This is a genomic window from Streptomyces sp. NPDC093149, assembly GCF_044754145.1.
Taxonomy (GTDB): domain Bacteria; phylum Actinomycetota; class Actinomycetes; order Streptomycetales; family Streptomycetaceae; genus Streptomyces.
The window spans coordinates 567,108-581,166 of record NZ_JBIVON010000004.1 but is presented as its reverse complement, the minus strand read 5'-3'; the positions used below and the strand labels follow the sequence as shown (position 1 = coordinate 581,166).

The 14,059-nt window shown below is 72.8% G+C and carries 12 protein-coding genes; 8 read left to right on the top strand and 4 right to left on the bottom strand.

Translation table 11 applies throughout. The features are described from left to right. The first annotated feature begins 3 nt into the window (after window positions 1-3). The 6 genes from ACIQCZ_RS16150 to ACIQCZ_RS16125 are packed head-to-tail and all read left to right on the top strand — an operon-like array spanning window position 4 to window position 5,661. The gene (locus tag ACIQCZ_RS16150; RefSeq protein WP_402282822.1) at window positions 4-963 is read left to right on the top strand and encodes an ornithine carbamoyltransferase; all 960 of its coding nucleotides are present in this window, start codon (window positions 4-6) and stop codon (window positions 961-963) included. After that, on the top strand, window positions 960-2,228 hold the full coding sequence (locus tag ACIQCZ_RS16145; RefSeq protein WP_402282820.1) for an MFS transporter: 1,269 nt from the start codon (window positions 960-962) through the stop codon (window positions 2,226-2,228). Before ACIQCZ_RS16150 ends, ACIQCZ_RS16145 begins: the two co-directional genes overlap by 4 nt. After that, window positions 2,203-2,982: a thioesterase II family protein gene (locus tag ACIQCZ_RS16140; RefSeq protein ID WP_402282819.1), complete on the top strand. Its 780-nt coding sequence runs from the start codon at window positions 2,203-2,205 to the stop codon at window positions 2,980-2,982. The genes ACIQCZ_RS16145 and ACIQCZ_RS16140 overlap by 26 nt, the downstream gene beginning before the upstream one ends. A gap of 4 nt (window positions 2,983-2,986) precedes the next feature. After that, entirely contained in the window at window positions 2,987-3,922 is a 936-nt protein-coding gene (locus ACIQCZ_RS16135) for a TauD/TfdA family dioxygenase (RefSeq protein ID WP_402282817.1), read from the top strand. Between the two features lie 45 nt (window positions 3,923-3,967). Beyond that, window positions 3,968-4,741, top strand: coding sequence for a 4'-phosphopantetheinyl transferase family protein (locus ACIQCZ_RS16130; RefSeq protein ID WP_402282816.1), 774 nt, complete (start codon window positions 3,968-3,970; stop codon window positions 4,739-4,741). Continuing rightward, complete coding sequence (locus ACIQCZ_RS16125) at window positions 4,738-5,661, top strand: TauD/TfdA family dioxygenase (RefSeq protein ID WP_402282815.1); 924 nt, start codon at window positions 4,738-4,740, stop codon at window positions 5,659-5,661. The genes ACIQCZ_RS16130 and ACIQCZ_RS16125 overlap by 4 nt, the downstream gene beginning before the upstream one ends. 64 nt (window positions 5,662-5,725) lie before the next feature. On the opposite strand, the gene ACIQCZ_RS16120 is transcribed toward ACIQCZ_RS16125, so the two are convergent. The 4 genes from ACIQCZ_RS16120 to ACIQCZ_RS16105 form a co-directional block, all read right to left on the bottom strand. Continuing rightward, window positions 5,726-8,179: an FtsX-like permease family protein gene (locus ACIQCZ_RS16120; RefSeq protein ID WP_402282813.1), complete on the bottom strand. Its 2,454-nt coding sequence runs from the start codon at window positions 8,177-8,179 to the stop codon at window positions 5,726-5,728. After that, the gene (locus ACIQCZ_RS16115) at window positions 8,173-8,910 is read right to left on the bottom strand and encodes an ABC transporter ATP-binding protein (RefSeq protein ID WP_402282810.1); all 738 of its coding nucleotides are present in this window, start codon (window positions 8,908-8,910) and stop codon (window positions 8,173-8,175) included. The genes ACIQCZ_RS16120 and ACIQCZ_RS16115 overlap by 7 nt, the downstream gene beginning before the upstream one ends. A 160-nt stretch (window positions 8,911-9,070) precedes the next feature. Continuing rightward, window positions 9,071-9,586, bottom strand: coding sequence for a DedA family protein (locus ACIQCZ_RS16110; protein WP_402282809.1), 516 nt, complete (start codon window positions 9,584-9,586; stop codon window positions 9,071-9,073). A gap of 117 nt (window positions 9,587-9,703) precedes the next feature. Then, window positions 9,704-11,575 carry a BTAD domain-containing putative transcriptional regulator gene (locus ACIQCZ_RS16105; protein WP_402282807.1) on the bottom strand — a complete coding sequence of 624 codons (1,872 nt, stop codon included), beginning with the start codon at window positions 11,573-11,575 and terminating at the stop codon, window positions 9,704-9,706. Window positions 11,576-12,006: 431 nt separating this feature from the next. Between ACIQCZ_RS16105 and ACIQCZ_RS16100 the strand changes: the two genes are divergently transcribed. Both ACIQCZ_RS16100 and ACIQCZ_RS16095 read left to right on the top strand, forming a co-directional pair. Beyond that, complete coding sequence (locus tag ACIQCZ_RS16100; RefSeq protein WP_402282806.1) at window positions 12,007-13,305, top strand: sensor histidine kinase; 1,299 nt, start codon at window positions 12,007-12,009, stop codon at window positions 13,303-13,305. Further along, window positions 13,278-13,937 (top strand): response regulator, encoded by a 660-nt coding sequence (locus ACIQCZ_RS16095; protein WP_376218075.1) that lies wholly within the window; start codon window positions 13,278-13,280, stop codon window positions 13,935-13,937. The genes ACIQCZ_RS16100 and ACIQCZ_RS16095 overlap by 28 nt, the downstream gene beginning before the upstream one ends. Window positions 13,938-14,059: the final 122 nt, after the last annotated feature.

Genomic DNA, 14,059 nt, shown 5'->3' with positions numbered 1-14,059 from the left:
GACATGTCATCCACATCTTCGGTACCTCAGGAGGACACCGTGGCCCATGTACGGCATCTGATCTCCATCGACGACCTCACCGACACCGACCTGCACGCCCTCGTCGCCCGCGGCGCCGCCTTCTCGGCGGGCGGCGCGGGCCGCCCCGCCCCGCTCACCGGGTCCGTCGTCGGCATCTACTTCAGCAAGACCTCCACCCGTACCCGTACCGCCTTCTCCAGCGGCGCACTGCGGCTCGGCGGGCAGATCGTCTCGTACGGGCCCGGAGACCTGCAGCTCAACACGGGCGAGACCAGCGAGGACACCGGACACGTCATGTCCCGGATGCTCGATGTGCTGGTCGCCCGTACCGCGGGCGACCCCGCCGAGATGCGGGCCTGGGCGGCGCAGGACCGCATGGCGGTCGTCAACGCCATGAGCGCTCAGGAGCACCCCACCCAGGCGCTCACCGATCTCACCACCCTGCACAGGCAGTTCGGCCGCATCGAGGGACTGCGTGTCCTGTACGTGGGCGAGGGCAACAACACCGCCTCGGCGCTCGCGCTCGCCCTGACCCGCTTCCCCGGCGCCACGCTCGAACTGCGCACCCCGCCCGGCTACGGCCTCGCCCCGTACTACCGCGAGCGCGCCACCGAGCAGGCGGCCCGGTACGGGGCCATGTTCCGGGAGCGGCACGACATGGACGAACCGCCCACCGACCAGGACGTCGTCTACACGACGCGCTGGCAGACCACCGGCTCCAGCAAGCCCGACGCCGACTGGCGGGACGTCTTCGCTCCGTTCCGGGTGACCGCGGCCCTGTGGGAGAGCAGCCCCAAAGCGGTCTTCATGCACGACCTGCCGGCGCACCGCGGCGACGAGGTCACCGCCGAGGTGCTCGACGGCCCCGCGAGCATCGCCTTCGCGCAGGCCGAGAACAAGATGCACAGCGCGATGGCGGTCCTGGAGTGGTGCAGGACATGACGCTCGTGGACGGCGCGGCGCGGGGGGCCGGAGCACCGGCCGGGCCGTTGCGCCGCAACCGGGAGTTCCTGCTGCTGTGGTCGGGGGCGAGCATGTCGTTCCTGGCCGCGCGGGTCACCACCGTCGCGTATCCGCTGATCGTGCTCTGGCACACCGGCTCGCCGCTCGCCATGTCCGCGGTGACCACGGCGGCCCTGCTGCCCCTGCTCCTGGTGCAGTTGCCCGCCGGGGCCCTCGTGGACCGCTGGGACCGGCGCCGGGTGATGCTGGTCTGCGAGGCGGGCCGGGTGCTGGTGGTCGGCGGCGTGGCGTTGTCGCTCGCCGCCGGCCGCGTCTTCGTGGTGCACCTGGCGGCGGCCGCGTTCGCGGAGGCGTCGCTCTCGGTGTTCTACCGGCTCGCCGAGCGCGGCGCGGTACGCAATCTGGTGCACCCGGACCACCTGCCCGCCGCGCTCGCGCAGAACGAGGCGCGCGGGCGCGCGGCAGGGCTGCTCGGCCAGCCGGGCGGAGTGCTGCTGCACTCGCTGGGCCGCTCGTTCCCCTTCGGGTTCGGGGCGCTCGGCTATCTCCTGTCGCTGCTCTCGCTGCTGTTCATCCGCAAGGACTTCCAGACGGAGGAGACCGGCCGGCGGGACGGCTCCCGGCTGACCGGTGAGGTCGTCGAAGGGATGAGGTGGCTGTGGCGTCAGCGGTTCCTGCGCTCAGCGCTCGGCTACGTGGCCGGAACCAACGTCCTGTTCCAGATGCTGGCGCTCGCCCTGATCGTGCGGGTCAAGGAGTCGGGGCTGTCGGCCTCGGCCCTCGCGGTGATCGTGGGCATCGGCGGCGTCGGCGGACTGTGCGGGGCACTGGCCGGCGGCAGGGTGCGGCGCCGGATGCGCCAGCGCACCCTGCTGATCGGCGGAGCCGCCGCCTGGGCGCTGCTCATCGGCGCCATGGCCCTGACCGCGCACCCGGTGCTGCTCGGCGCCCTGTACGCGGGGACGGGATTCGTCGGCGCCGTGTTCAACGTGGCCGCCGCCGTCTACCAGGTGAGCATCACACCCGACGCGTTCCAGGGCCGGGTCGCTGCCACGGCGACCCTCATCGGCTCGGGCACCAACGCGCTCGGGTCCTTCGCGGGCGGCCTGCTGCTCGCGGCGTGGGGCGCACTGCCCACCGTCCGCGTGATCGCCGCGGCCATGGGCGTGCTGGCCCTGCTCGCCGTACTGGCACCGGACCTGAAGCGAGAGGTGACACATGAACCGGCCAAGGGGAGCGAGTGAGCGGACGGTGCGCGACGAGCCGTGGCTACGGCGCTACCCGGCCCCGTCCGGGCGGCCGCGGCTGCGCCTCGTCTGCTTCCCGCACGCGGGCGGCAACGCGCAGCTCTTCCACGGCTGGCCGGCGCGCCTGCCGTTCGACGTGGAGCTGCTCGCGGTGCGCTACCCGGGCCGCCAGGAGCGGCTGAGCGAACCCTGTGTGGAGTCCATGGCCGCGCTCACCGACGCCGTCGACGCCGCCCTGCTGCCCGAACTCGACGTGCCCCTCGCGCTGTTCGGGCACAGCATGGGCGCGTCCGTGGCGTACGAGACGGCCCTGCGGCTGGAGCGCCGGCACGGCGTCGTACCGCGCCGCCTCCTGGTGTCGGCCCGCTCCGCACCGCACCGTGCCCGCCCCACCGGACTGCATCTGCGCGGCGACGACGACCTGGTCGCCGGAGTGCGCAGGCTCGGCGACCTGGGCTCTGAGGCGTACGACATCCCGGAGCTGCGCGAACTGCTGCTGCCCGCGCTCCGCGCCGACTACCGGCTCATCGAGGAGTACCGGCCCGCGTCGCCACCGCCAAGGGTGTCGGCGCCGGTCACCGCGTACCTCGGCCGCGACGACCCGGGCTGCTCCCGCGAGAACGTCCTCGCCTGGTCCGAGCTCACCTCGGCCGGGGACTTCGCCCTGCGCACCTACCCGGGCGACCACTTCTACCTCGCTCCCCGCGAGGCCGAACTGGTCGCCGACATCACCAAGGATCTGGAGGCATGAACCCATGACGCACACACAGGCCTGGACTCCCCTGGAGATCGAGACCGAGAGCATCGGCGGCTCCGAGGAGCTCGTCGAGCGGATCACCGGCATGGGGGAGGAGTTCGACAAGCTGCTCGTGGCGGAGAAGGGCCTGGTCTTCCGCGGCTTCGGAGTCACCCCCGCGGACCTGGACCAGGTGCTCGACACCCTGCTGCCCAACCGGCTCGCCTATGTGCACGGCAACTCGCCGCGCACCAAGGTCGGCAGCAACGTCTACACGTCCACGGAGTACCCGCAGGAATTCACCATCTCCATGCACAACGAGATGAGTTACGCGCACGCCTGGCCGTCGCGGCTCGCCTTCTACTGCCAGGTGCAGCCCGGCAGCGGTGGCGCGACACCTGTGGTCGACGCGGCCGTGTGGCTCGAGTCCCTGGACGCCGAGGTGCGCGAGGCCTTCGCCGACGGCGTGCGCTACGTCCAGAACCTGCACGACGGATACGGCTTCGGCAAGAGCTGGCAGGACACCTTCGAGACGACGAGCCGGGCGCAGGTGGACGCCTTCCTCGACCGGACCGGCGCCACCTGGGAGTGGAAGGCGGACGGCGGCATCCGCGTCTCCTCGCTGCGCCCCGCCACCACCCGGCACCCGGTCACCGGTACCGAGGTGTGGTTCAACCAGTCCGACCAGTGGCACCCGGCCGGGCTCGGCGACGACACGGCCGGCGCCCTCGCGCAGATCCTGCCCGAGGACGAGCTGCCGCAGAACGTCACGTTCGCCGACGGCAGTCCCATTCCCGCCGAGTACGTCGCCCAGATCCGCGACCGCGGCCTGGAGCACGCCGTCGACGTGGACTGGCACCCCGGCGACCTGCTGCTCATCGACAACGTCCTGCTCGCCCACGGACGGCGCCCGTTCACCGGCGACCGCCGGGTGCTCGTCGCGATGTCGGACTGACTTCCGTGGGCGAGAACCACGGACCCGGGAGAACGGACTGAGGCGATGACAGCCGCATACGAGTACCTGAGGGACCGCGACGCGGCCCACATCTGGCACGGCAGGGCCCCCGACGAACCCGCCCCCGGCGACGCCGTCCTGCTCGGCGAGGACGAACTGCGCAGCGTGCGGCGGATGTCCTCGCGCGCCGCGGCGCGCTACACCGCTTCGCACGCGGCACTGCGCAGGGTGCTCGCCCGGTATCTGGACGTGGCACCGCAGGAGGTCGTCCTCGGGCGCCGTCCCTGCCCGCGCTGCGGCCACCCGAGGCACGGCAGACCGCGCATCGACGCTCCCGTCACCGACCTGGACTTCAACTTCTCGCGGTCCGGGGGGCACTGGCTGCTCGCCGTGGTCGTCGGCCGGCAGGTCGGAGTGGACGTCGAGGACGGGCGCCGGCTCGATGTCGAGGGGGCCTCGAAACTGGTGATGAGCGCGTCCGAACTCGCGCACGCCCGCTCCCGGCCGGACGAGGCGGCGCGCCTCGACGCCTTCTTCCGTGCCTGGACGCGCAAGGAGGCCGTCGTCAAGGCGAGCGGCGTCGGCATCATCACGAACCTGAAGGCGGTCGACGTACAGCCCCACCGGGACGGCCCCGTCGTGGTGCGGCACACGGAGCCGACGGGCCCCGGCACCTGGCTGGTGCAGGACCTGCCGACGGCCGGCGGAGCGTTCGCCGCGCTGGCCCGCGAGGCGGGCTCGACGGGGCCGGTGGAACTGTGCGACTACGAGGAGCCGCGGAACGAGGAGCGGCAGTGGAGAGGGGTACTGGTCCCATGACCGCGATCGCGTACACGGCGGAGCCGGGCACGAAGGTGCACGAGTACATCGCCGGGAACCGGACGAAGCTGCGGCGGATCCTCGGCGAGCGCGGGGCGATCCTGCTGCGCGGCTTCGAGGTGGGCGGCGTCGACGGCTTCGACGCAGTGGTGCGGGAGTTCTCCGGCACCGGCCCCCTGAGCTACACCGAGCGGTCGTCACCGCGCTCCACCATCAAGGGCCAGGTGTACACGTCGACGGACTATCCCGCCGACGAGGAGATCTTCCTGCACAACGAGAACTCGTACCAGGCCGTCTGGCCGCTCGCGCTGTACTTCTACTGCGTCGAGCCGGCCCTGACCCGGGGCGCCACACCGCTCGCCGACATCCGTGAGGTGTACCGGGCCATCGACCCCGAGGTCCGCGAGGAGTTCGCCCGGCGCGGCGGCTGGCGGGTGGTGCGCAATTTCCACGGCGACTTCGGAGTGCCGTGGCAGGAGGCGTTCAGCACCCATGACCGGGCCGCGGTCGAGGCGTACTGCCGGGACAGGGGGATCTCGCCCGAGTGGCGCGAGGACGGCGGTCTGCGCACGACGACGACGCGGGACGCGGTCCACACGCACCCGGTCTCCGGCGAGCGGGTCTGGTTCAACCACGCCACGTTCTGGCACGTCACCTCGCTGGCGCCGGAGGTGCAGGAGGGACTGCGGGAGATCTTCCCGGACGAGGACCTGCCCACCAACACCTACTTCGGCGACGGCACCCCGATCCCGGACGGGACGGTCGCCCATCTCAGGGCCGCCTACCGCGCGGCGACGACCCGCTTCGACTGGCAGCGCGACGACGTGCTGATCGTGGACAACATGCTGGCCGCACACGGCCGGGAGCCGTTCACCGGACCGCGCAGGATCGCGGTGGCGATGGCCGAGCCCTCGGCCTGAGCCCGGTTACGCGAAGAGCCGGGCACCGATCTCACGAGGTCGGTGCCCGGCTCTTCGCGTCCGCTCACTCCCGCATGCCGGCCAGCTCCACCGCCCGGCGCCGCAGGGAGAACCAGGCCGGGGTCATCGCCGAGACGACGGCGAGGACGGCGCAGGCGCCGACGGTCGCGCCGAGCGTCGACCACGGGACCTCGATACTGGTCCACACCTCGAGGATGCCGAGGGCGCTCCAGATGCCGAGCAGGTTGAGCGCGGCGACGAGCAGACCGAGCACCCCGCCGACCGCCACCACCATCAGCGCCTCCGCACCGACCAGCCGCAGCACCTGCCACTTGGTCGCCCCGGCCAGACGGAGCACCGCCAGGTCGCGCACCCGGTCGGACGTCGCCATGACCAGGGTGTTGGCGAGGGCGATCCCCGTGTAGAGGAGAGCGATGCCGAGGACGAGCAGGAAGCCCAGACGGGTGGTCCGGTTGGTCTCCGGGTAACTCGCCCGCACCCATTGTTCCTCGGTGCGCACCTGTCCGCCGCCCGCGACGGCCGCGCGCAGCCCCGCGGCGACCGCGGTGGCGTCCGCGCCGCCCGCGACCTTGACGTCGACCCGGTCGACACTCGCGCCCGGGGCGTTGCGCGGAGTGACGTAGACGCCGTTGTTGCCGGTGCCGGTGCGCATCACCGCCGCGATCCGCAGCGACTTCTTCGTGCCGTCCCCGAGCCAGACGTCGACGCGCTGTCCGACGGTGTGCCGCGCCCACTCCTCGTTGACGATGATCGAGTCGTCGCGGAGATCGGCGACGCGGCCCGATGCGATCGGCAGCCGCGTGGTCCTGGCGAGCATCGCCGGATCGGCCGCCCGCGCTTCGGACTTGACGAGCGCCACGCCGTCCTCCAGGACGTAGACGGCGCTCGCGGAGGTCGCGGACACCTCGGCGCCCTCGACCTTCCGCAGCCGTTCGACGGTGGCCGCGTCGAAGCCGGCGGGACCCGCGGGCGACACCACGTAGTCGGCGGCGGCCTGGTCGCGGGTCTCGGTGGCCTTGGCCTCGTTGAGTGTCGCGGTCGCGCCGAGCAGGGAGCCCGCGAGGGCGACCGTGACCAGGACGGGGGCCGCGATGGCCGCGGTGCGACGGATGCCCGCCGCCGCGTTCTCGCGCACCAGCATCCCTCCCGCGCCGGGGAGTTGGGCCGGGAGCCAGGCGACGATCCGGGTCAGCGGGCGCACCAGGACCGGCGCGAGCAGGGCGACCGCGGTGATCAGGAGCATCGGGCGGCTCACGTACGTCTTGCGGTGGAGCAGTTCGCCCGGTTCCGTGGACAGTGCCATGGCGAGCGTCACGACCGCGGCGAGCAGCAGGCCTCCGCCGAAGAGCCAGCGGCCCCAGGTCATCGTCCTGGTGTCCACGGACGCCTCGCGCAGCGCCTGGGCCGGGCCGGTCCTGCCCGCCCGCCACGACGCGGCGACCACTCCGCAGAGCGCCACCAGCAGGCCGGTCCAGAAGGCCATGTGGTACGGCCAGGTGTAGTCACCGATGGTGAACCAGCTCGGCGCCAGCTCATTGTCGACGACCCACCGGGCCAGCCGGGGGGCGCCGTACGAGCCGAGGACACAGCCGGCGGCCGACGCTAGGACACCGACGAGCAGTGCCTCGGCGAAGACCATCCGGCGGATCTGTCCGGGGGTCGCGCCCGCCGTGCGCAGCAGACCGAACTCGCGGCGCCGCTGGGCGACGGCGAACGCGAACGTCGATGCCACCACGAAGACCGATACGAAGCCGGTGACGCCGGCGGCCGTGCCGAACATGGCGTTCATCGCGACCAGGGCCTCGCTGTCGCGGTCCGGGTCGGCGTCCGCGAGCCTGCGGTCGTCCCCCGTCAGCACGCGCACACCCGGGCTGCCCTGCGCCGCCCGGCGCACCGCGTCCGCGTCGGCATCGACGACCAGCTGGACGCTGTGCGGCGAGAGCCGGGCGGCCCGCGCATCCGTGAAGAAGAGCGCGTCCTCGAAGCCGAGCCCCTTCACGGTGCCCGTGACCCGCACGGTGCCGTGGTCCGTGGCGATGCGCTGCCCCACAGCGGCCCAGTCGCCGCCGGCGACGACCTCGTCGGCGGCCCGGGGCGCGCGCCCCTCGCCGATCCGGTACGGGGCGAAGGCGGCGGTGGACCAGGGATGGCCCACCAGGTCACCGGGCCCGCCTTCGGCGCGTACGGCGAACGAGCGGTCCTCGACCACCCGGCCGAGCTCGCGCAGCTTCACCACGAGGGGTTCCGGCACGGCGCGCGGCGCGGCCAGTTTCTTGACCCGGTCGCCGATCCGGGTCGGTACCCGGAGCTCGTCCGCGCCCTTCACCACGACCGGAGCGGCGGCGAACCGCTCCGGCACCCGGCCGGGCGCGTCGAGCGAGGAGGCGAGGGCCAGCCCCATGACGGCGATCAGCGCGACACCGAGCGACAGCGCGACGAAGCTGCCGACGAAGGTGATCCAGCGGGTGCGCAGGGTCCGCAGGGCGATGCTCAGCACGGCACGGCCTCCAGCTTGGTCATGCGGGCGGCGATCTCCTCGGCGCTCGCCCCGACCAGCTCGCCGTTGACGCGCCCGTCGACGAGGAAGACGACGCGGTCCGCGTAGGCGGCGGCCACCGGATCGTGCGTGACCATGATGATCGTCTGCTGCTCCCGGTCGACCATGCCGCGGAGCAGGGCGAGCACCTCGCGGCTGGTCTGCGAGTCGAGCGCACCGGTCGGTTCGTCGCCGAAGAGCACTTCGGGGCGGGTGATCAGCGCGCGTGCCAGCGCCACGCGCTGCTGCTGGCCGCCGGACATCTCCGAGGGCCGGTGCCCCGCGCGCTCGTCGAGGCCGACCTGGTGCAGCACCTCACGGACCCGGGCCCGCGAGGGCCGCCGCCCGGCCAGGCGCAGCGGCAGCGCCACGTTCTGCTCGGCGGTCAGCGAGGGCAGCAGGTTGAACGCCTGGAACACAAAGCCGATGCGGTCGCGGCGCAGCAGGGTCAGCTTGGTCTCGCTCAGCCCGGTCAGTTCGGTGCCGCCCACGGTGACCGAGCCCGAGGTGGGCCGGTCGAGCCCGGCCGCGCACTGCAACAGAGTCGACTTGCCCGAACCGGACGGGCCCATGACGGCGGTGAACGTGCCCTTGGGAAAGCCGAGAGAGACCTGGTCGAGGGCGGTCACCGCGCCGCCCCCCGACCCGTACTGCCTGCTCACGGAGCGCAACTTGATCGCGTCGTCAGTCATCTTTCCACTCATTCGGTGTCGGTCACCCCGCACATCGGGCGGGACGGATGTTCGGGAGCGCGTCGGCCACCTTGCCCTGGCCGGGCCGTCGCCGGGCGGCCGGAAGGCGGTGCGCGGGGTGCAGGAAGTTGCGACGGCAGGAGGTTGCACACGGCACGGGTCAGCCCGGCCCCGCGGGGCCCATGGCGTACCCGATCAGGACGAAGGCGGGTGCCCACACGGCACTGCTGACCAGCGACCAGCCCAGGTAGCGGCGCAGCGGCATCCGGGTGGCCCCGCACAGCGCCGGCACGAGGGTGCGCAGGACGGCGGTGAAGCGGCCGACGAACACCGCCGCGCCGCCGCGCCGTTCGATCAGGCCCAGGGCCCGTTCGGTGTACCGCCGGCACCGCCCACCGTCCGGGATCCGGCTCAGGACCCGGGTGTTCCAGCGTCGCCCCACCGCGTAACCGATGAGGTTGCCCGCGACGGCTCCGGCGACCGCGGTCAGCAGCGCCGCCGCCACGGTCACCTGTCCGTGCCAGGCGAGGACTCCGCCCATCAGCACGGCGGTCTGCCCCGGCATCAGCGCACCCACCAGCGGCAGCGCCGCCTCCAGTGCGGGCAGGAGCAGCACCGCCGCCAGGACGCCGGGGCTTCCGTGCACCAGCGTGTGCTCGGTCAGCCAAGCCACCATCGGGATGCCGCCTTCCTCGCAACTTCGATGACTCAACGAAACCGTGTCGCGGGGGGTCGGCGCAGTGCGGCAGGACCGAGACCTGGGGTAGGGCCAGGCATACCCTCCGCGGTCGGTTCAGCTCGCCCCGGTGAACGTCCGGTTCGCGACGAGCGCGAGCCCTCCGGAGTCCAGGGCGGCCAGCCGGACCAGTTCGTGGAACCGGTAGTGGGGTTCACCCGCCGCGTCGACGCCCGACATCTCCAGGAGCGACTCCTCGACGAGGCGCTCCAGGAATTCCTCGGTCGCCGACTCGGACCTGCAGAGCAGCGGCGCGGCAGCCGACGCGGAGAAGACCGCGGGGCCGCAGGAGGCGAGCGCCCGGGTGAACTCCAGCTCGTGAGGAGGCAGCAGACGCAGTGCGGAGTCGAGGCGGCCGCCGATGTCCAGATCGCCGACATGCAGTTCCGCGAGGCGCGTCACCGGCTGCGCGAGATTGCGGACGAGGCGGGAGGCGGGCCAGTGCGGCCGCGCGGCGAGCCGGGTGGCGGCGGCCCGCAGCGCGAGCGGAAGCCCCCCGCAGGCGTCGACCAGGGCCCGGGAGGCCTGCGGCTCGGTGACGATGCGGGAGACCCCGGCGATCGCCGAGAGCAGGGCGAGCGACTCGCTGCCGTCCATGGGGTAGAGGGGGGTGGTGCGGAAGCCCGGCACCGCGCTCTGCCTGTTGCGGCTGGTGACGAGGACGGCGGCGTCCGCCGTGGCCGGAAGCAGCGCGTCGAGCTGGAGCTCGCTCGCCGCGTCGTCGAGGAAGAGGAGGAGCCTGCGCCCCGCGGTCCTCGTGCGGTAGAGGCGGATCAGTTCGTCGAGCTGGAGCCGGCTGCCGTCCGGGGAGAGAAGGGCCTCGGGCCGCTCACCGAGCGCTCGCAGCAGATGCGAGAGCACCTGTCCGGAGTCCTTGACCGTGCCGTCGCGGTGGCGCAGCCGCGCGTGGAGCAGTCCGTCGGGGAACTCGGCCGCGACGGCGTGCGCCACACGCACCGCGAGCGCGGTCTTGCCGACGCCCGCCATCCCGGAGATCAGCAGTCGCCGTGGCCGCGCCCCGGCACGCCGATCCGCCGGGGTGTCGGTCAACTGCGCGCACAACTCGGTGAACTGGCTCTTCCGGCCGGCGAAGTCCGCGATGTCGGGCGGCAGCATGACCGGTGACATCGGCGCGACGGCGGAGGGGGGCGCGGAGTGCGGGGCCGAGGTGGGCAGGTGCGCAGGCTCCGGCAGCAGGCTCAACTCGCCCGACAGCACGGCCTGGTACTTGGCCGTCAGTTCGCTGCCCGGATCCACCCCGAGCTCCTCGGCGAGCACCTTGCGGCCCTCGTGGTACGTGCGCAGGGCCTCGGCCTGCCGCCCGCACCGGTACAACGCCGTCATCAGCTGGCCGCGCAGCCTCTCCCGCACCGGGAACTCGCCGACGAGTCCGGTGAGTTCCGGGACGAGCCGCCGATGCCGCGCCAGTGCCAGATCGGCTTCGATGCGGTGCTCCACCGCACTCATCCGCGCTTCCTCCAGCTGCGGCAGCTCCGCCTCGGCGAGATAGGGCGTCACGTTCGCGAGCGCGGGACCCTGCCACAGGTCGAGCGCGCGCCGCAACAGCTCCTCCGCCTCCGCGAACCGCCGTTCCTCCAGGGCCTTGCGCCCCTGCCGGTCGAGGCGCTCGAACTCGACGGCGTCGACCGTCGCGCCCTCGGCGATCAGCTGGTAGCCGGGCTGTCTGCGGACCAGCTCGACGCCGGGCCCGAGCAGCTTTCTGAGTCTCGATATGTAGGTGTAGATCTGGGCGTTCATGGTGACCGGTGGCTCCCACCCCCACAGCAACGAGCTCAGCCGATCGTCCCCCACCACCCGGCCGCGCGCCAGAAGCAGCACGGCCAGCACGGTGTGGGCCTTCGATCCCGACAGTGCGATGCGACGTGTTCCCTCTCTTGCCTCGACCGGTCCCAGAAGCTGGAATTCCATGTGTGCCCCCCTTGTACGGCCGTGGCCGCCCTGTGCGGCCACGGCCGATCAGCACGCCGGAGCGTGAACTACTGGCCATTGTTCGGCCAAGTTGTGGCGGAATTGAGCCTTCGGAAATGGCAACAGGCTGCGGTGGCAAGTCCTTGCCGCCGCCCTCGCTGGGCCGGCCGCCACCGCCGTGCACAGGGCCTCAGCGGGGAAGGTGGGGCCGGCCCCACCCCGTCGTGCACCCGCCGATGGGCTACGGGACAGCCCTTACGGCCGGGTGCGCGACGGCGAGCGGGCTCCCGGCGCCATGCGGCTTCGCCTCCGGCGTCGTCGTCGGCCGACGACGCTCCGCGTCGCCTCCCTCCTCCGCCTCGGATCCGAAGCCGCGTGACACCGCTCGCCGAGCCACTCTCCGGCGTGAACCAGGCCGTTAGGGTGACGCCATGCACCCCCGGAATGTGTGGCAGGCCATGACCGGGCCGGACTTCCTGCGTTCGGCGTGGCCCTGGCGGTCGGTGGCGTACCTGGGCACCGGCGTGGTGGCCGGTGCCGTCGCGCTGGTCTCGATCGTGACCGCGGCCGCGGTCGGCGGGGTACTCGCCGTCGTCCTGGTGGGTCTGCCGCTCCTCGTGCTCGCGGCGCTCGGCGGGATCCCGGTGGCGTCCGTGGAACGGCGCAGGCTGCGCCTCATCGACCTCGACCCGGCCGCCGACCCGCACCGCATGCCGCCCGTGCCGGGTCTGTGGGGATGGCTGCGCACGCGGCTGCGGGAGCAGGCGACCTGGCGTGAACTCGGGTACGCGCTGCTGTTCGCGGTGGTGCTGTGGCCGCTCGACGCACTCGCCGTCATGGTGGCTCTGCTGTGCCCGGCGTCGATGGCCGCCACGCCGGTCCTGCTGGCGACCCTCGGGGACGGCCGGGAGACGAAGGTGCTCAAGCAGTGGACGGTCACCACCTGGCCGGCGGCGTTCGGTGTGGCCGTGCTCGGAGTGGTGCTCCTCGCGCTGGGCGCCTACCTCCTGGGGCTCGTCGCCGGGGCGCGGGCCGAGCTGACGCGCCTTCTGATCGCCCCGAGGGATGCCGGCCTGGGCGCCAAGGTCACCGAACTCGTGCGTTCCCGGGTGCGGCTGGTGGACGCCTTCGAGACGGAGCGGCGCCGCATCGAACGGGATCTGCACGACGGGGCGCAGCAGCGCCTGGTCGCGCTGACGATGACGCTCGGCCTGGCCCGCCTCGACGCACCCCCGGGGCCACTGGCCGACCAGCTCGCCAAGGCCCATGACGAGGCGGGCCAGGCGCTCACGGAACTACGTGAACTCATCCACGGCATCCACCCCAGGGTGCTCACGGACTACGGCCTGGAGGCGGCGGTGGCGGACGCCGCCGACCGCTCGGCGACTCCGGTCGAGACGGCCCTGCGGGTCCCGGAGCGACTGCCCCAAGCGGTGGAGGCCGCAGCGTACTTCGTCGTGTCCGAGGCCCTGGCCAACGTCGCCAAGCACAGCGGGGCGAGCCGCGCCGAGGTGACCGGTGGGCACCGGGACGGACGGCTGGTCCTGGAGGTGCGCGACGACGGCCGGGGCGGTGCGAGCGAGGAAGGCGGCAGCGGCCTCACCGGACTCGCGGACCGGGTGTCGGTCCTTGATGGCAGACTTGTCCTGTCCAGCCCGCCGGGTGGGCCGACCCTGTTGCGTGTGGAGATTCCTTGCGACCCCTGCGAGCGGACCGACCCCTCCGCGTAGTTCTGGCCGAAGACAGCGTGCTGCTGCGCGAGGGACTCATCGGCCTGCTGACCCGCTGCGGCCACGAGGTGGTCGCGGCGGTCGGCGACGCGCCGGGGCTGCTCACCGCGGTCGCCGAGCACCACCCGGACATCGTCGTGACCGATGTGCGGATGCCGCCCGGCTTCCAGGACGAGGGCCTGCACGCGGCGGTCCGACTGCGCGAGAAACAGCCGACGTTGCCCGTCCTGGTGCTGAGCCAGTACGTGCAGCGGGCCTACGCGTCCGAGCTGCTCGACTCCGGCGACGGATCGGGCGTCGGCTATCTCCTCAAGGACCGTGTCGGCCAGGTCGAGGAGTTCGTGCACGCGCTGGCCGAGGTCGCCGACGGCGGCACTGTCGTCGACCCCGAGGTGGTACGCCAGTTGCTGCGCCGTCGCCGGGACCCGCTGGAGCGGCTGACGCCGCGTGAGCGGGAGGTCCTCGCCCTGGTCGCCCAGGGCAGGTCGAACGGCGCGATCGCCCGCGAGCTGGTCGTCTCCGAGGCGGCGGTCGGCAAGCACATCGGCAGCATCCTCACCAAGCTCGACCTGCCCCCGGCGGACGAGACGCACCGTCGGGTGCTCGCGGTGCTCGCTTTCCTGAGGGCCTGACACCTCCCCGGCCCTTCCCGGCCCTCTGCCTCCCCTTCCCGGCCTTCTGCGGCGGCGCGGCAGGCCGATATAGCTCCGGTGCACATCCGCCGTATGCCCGTGGCGGAAGCTGGGCGCGCCCC

What these genes read in the sequence shown, in the direction of transcription:
- ACIQCZ_RS16145 (WP_402282820.1), top strand. Translation starts at nt 960, where the DNA reads ATGACGCTCGTGGACGGCGCGGCGCGGGGGGCCGGAGCACCGGCCGGG.
- ACIQCZ_RS16135 (WP_402282817.1), top strand. Translation starts at nt 2,987, where the DNA reads ATGACGCACACACAGGCCTGGACTCCCCTGGAGATCGAGACCGAGAGC.
- ACIQCZ_RS16150 (WP_402282822.1), top strand. Translation starts at nt 4, where the DNA reads ATGTCATCCACATCTTCGGTACCTCAGGAGGACACCGTGGCCCATGTA.
- ACIQCZ_RS16105 (WP_402282807.1), bottom strand. Translation starts at nt 11,575, where the DNA reads ATGGAATTCCAGCTTCTGGGACCGGTCGAGGCAAGAGAGGGAACACGT.
- ACIQCZ_RS16100 (WP_402282806.1), top strand. Translation starts at nt 12,007, where the DNA reads ATGCACCCCCGGAATGTGTGGCAGGCCATGACCGGGCCGGACTTCCTG.
- ACIQCZ_RS16140 (WP_402282819.1), top strand. Translation starts at nt 2,203, where the DNA reads ATGAACCGGCCAAGGGGAGCGAGTGAGCGGACGGTGCGCGACGAGCCG.
- ACIQCZ_RS16115 (WP_402282810.1), bottom strand. Translation starts at nt 8,910, where the DNA reads ATGACTGACGACGCGATCAAGTTGCGCTCCGTGAGCAGGCAGTACGGG.
- ACIQCZ_RS16125 (WP_402282815.1), top strand. Translation starts at nt 4,738, where the DNA reads ATGACCGCGATCGCGTACACGGCGGAGCCGGGCACGAAGGTGCACGAG.
- ACIQCZ_RS16110 (WP_402282809.1), bottom strand. Translation starts at nt 9,586, where the DNA reads ATGGTGGCTTGGCTGACCGAGCACACGCTGGTGCACGGAAGCCCCGGC.
- ACIQCZ_RS16130 (WP_402282816.1), top strand. Translation starts at nt 3,968, where the DNA reads ATGACAGCCGCATACGAGTACCTGAGGGACCGCGACGCGGCCCACATC.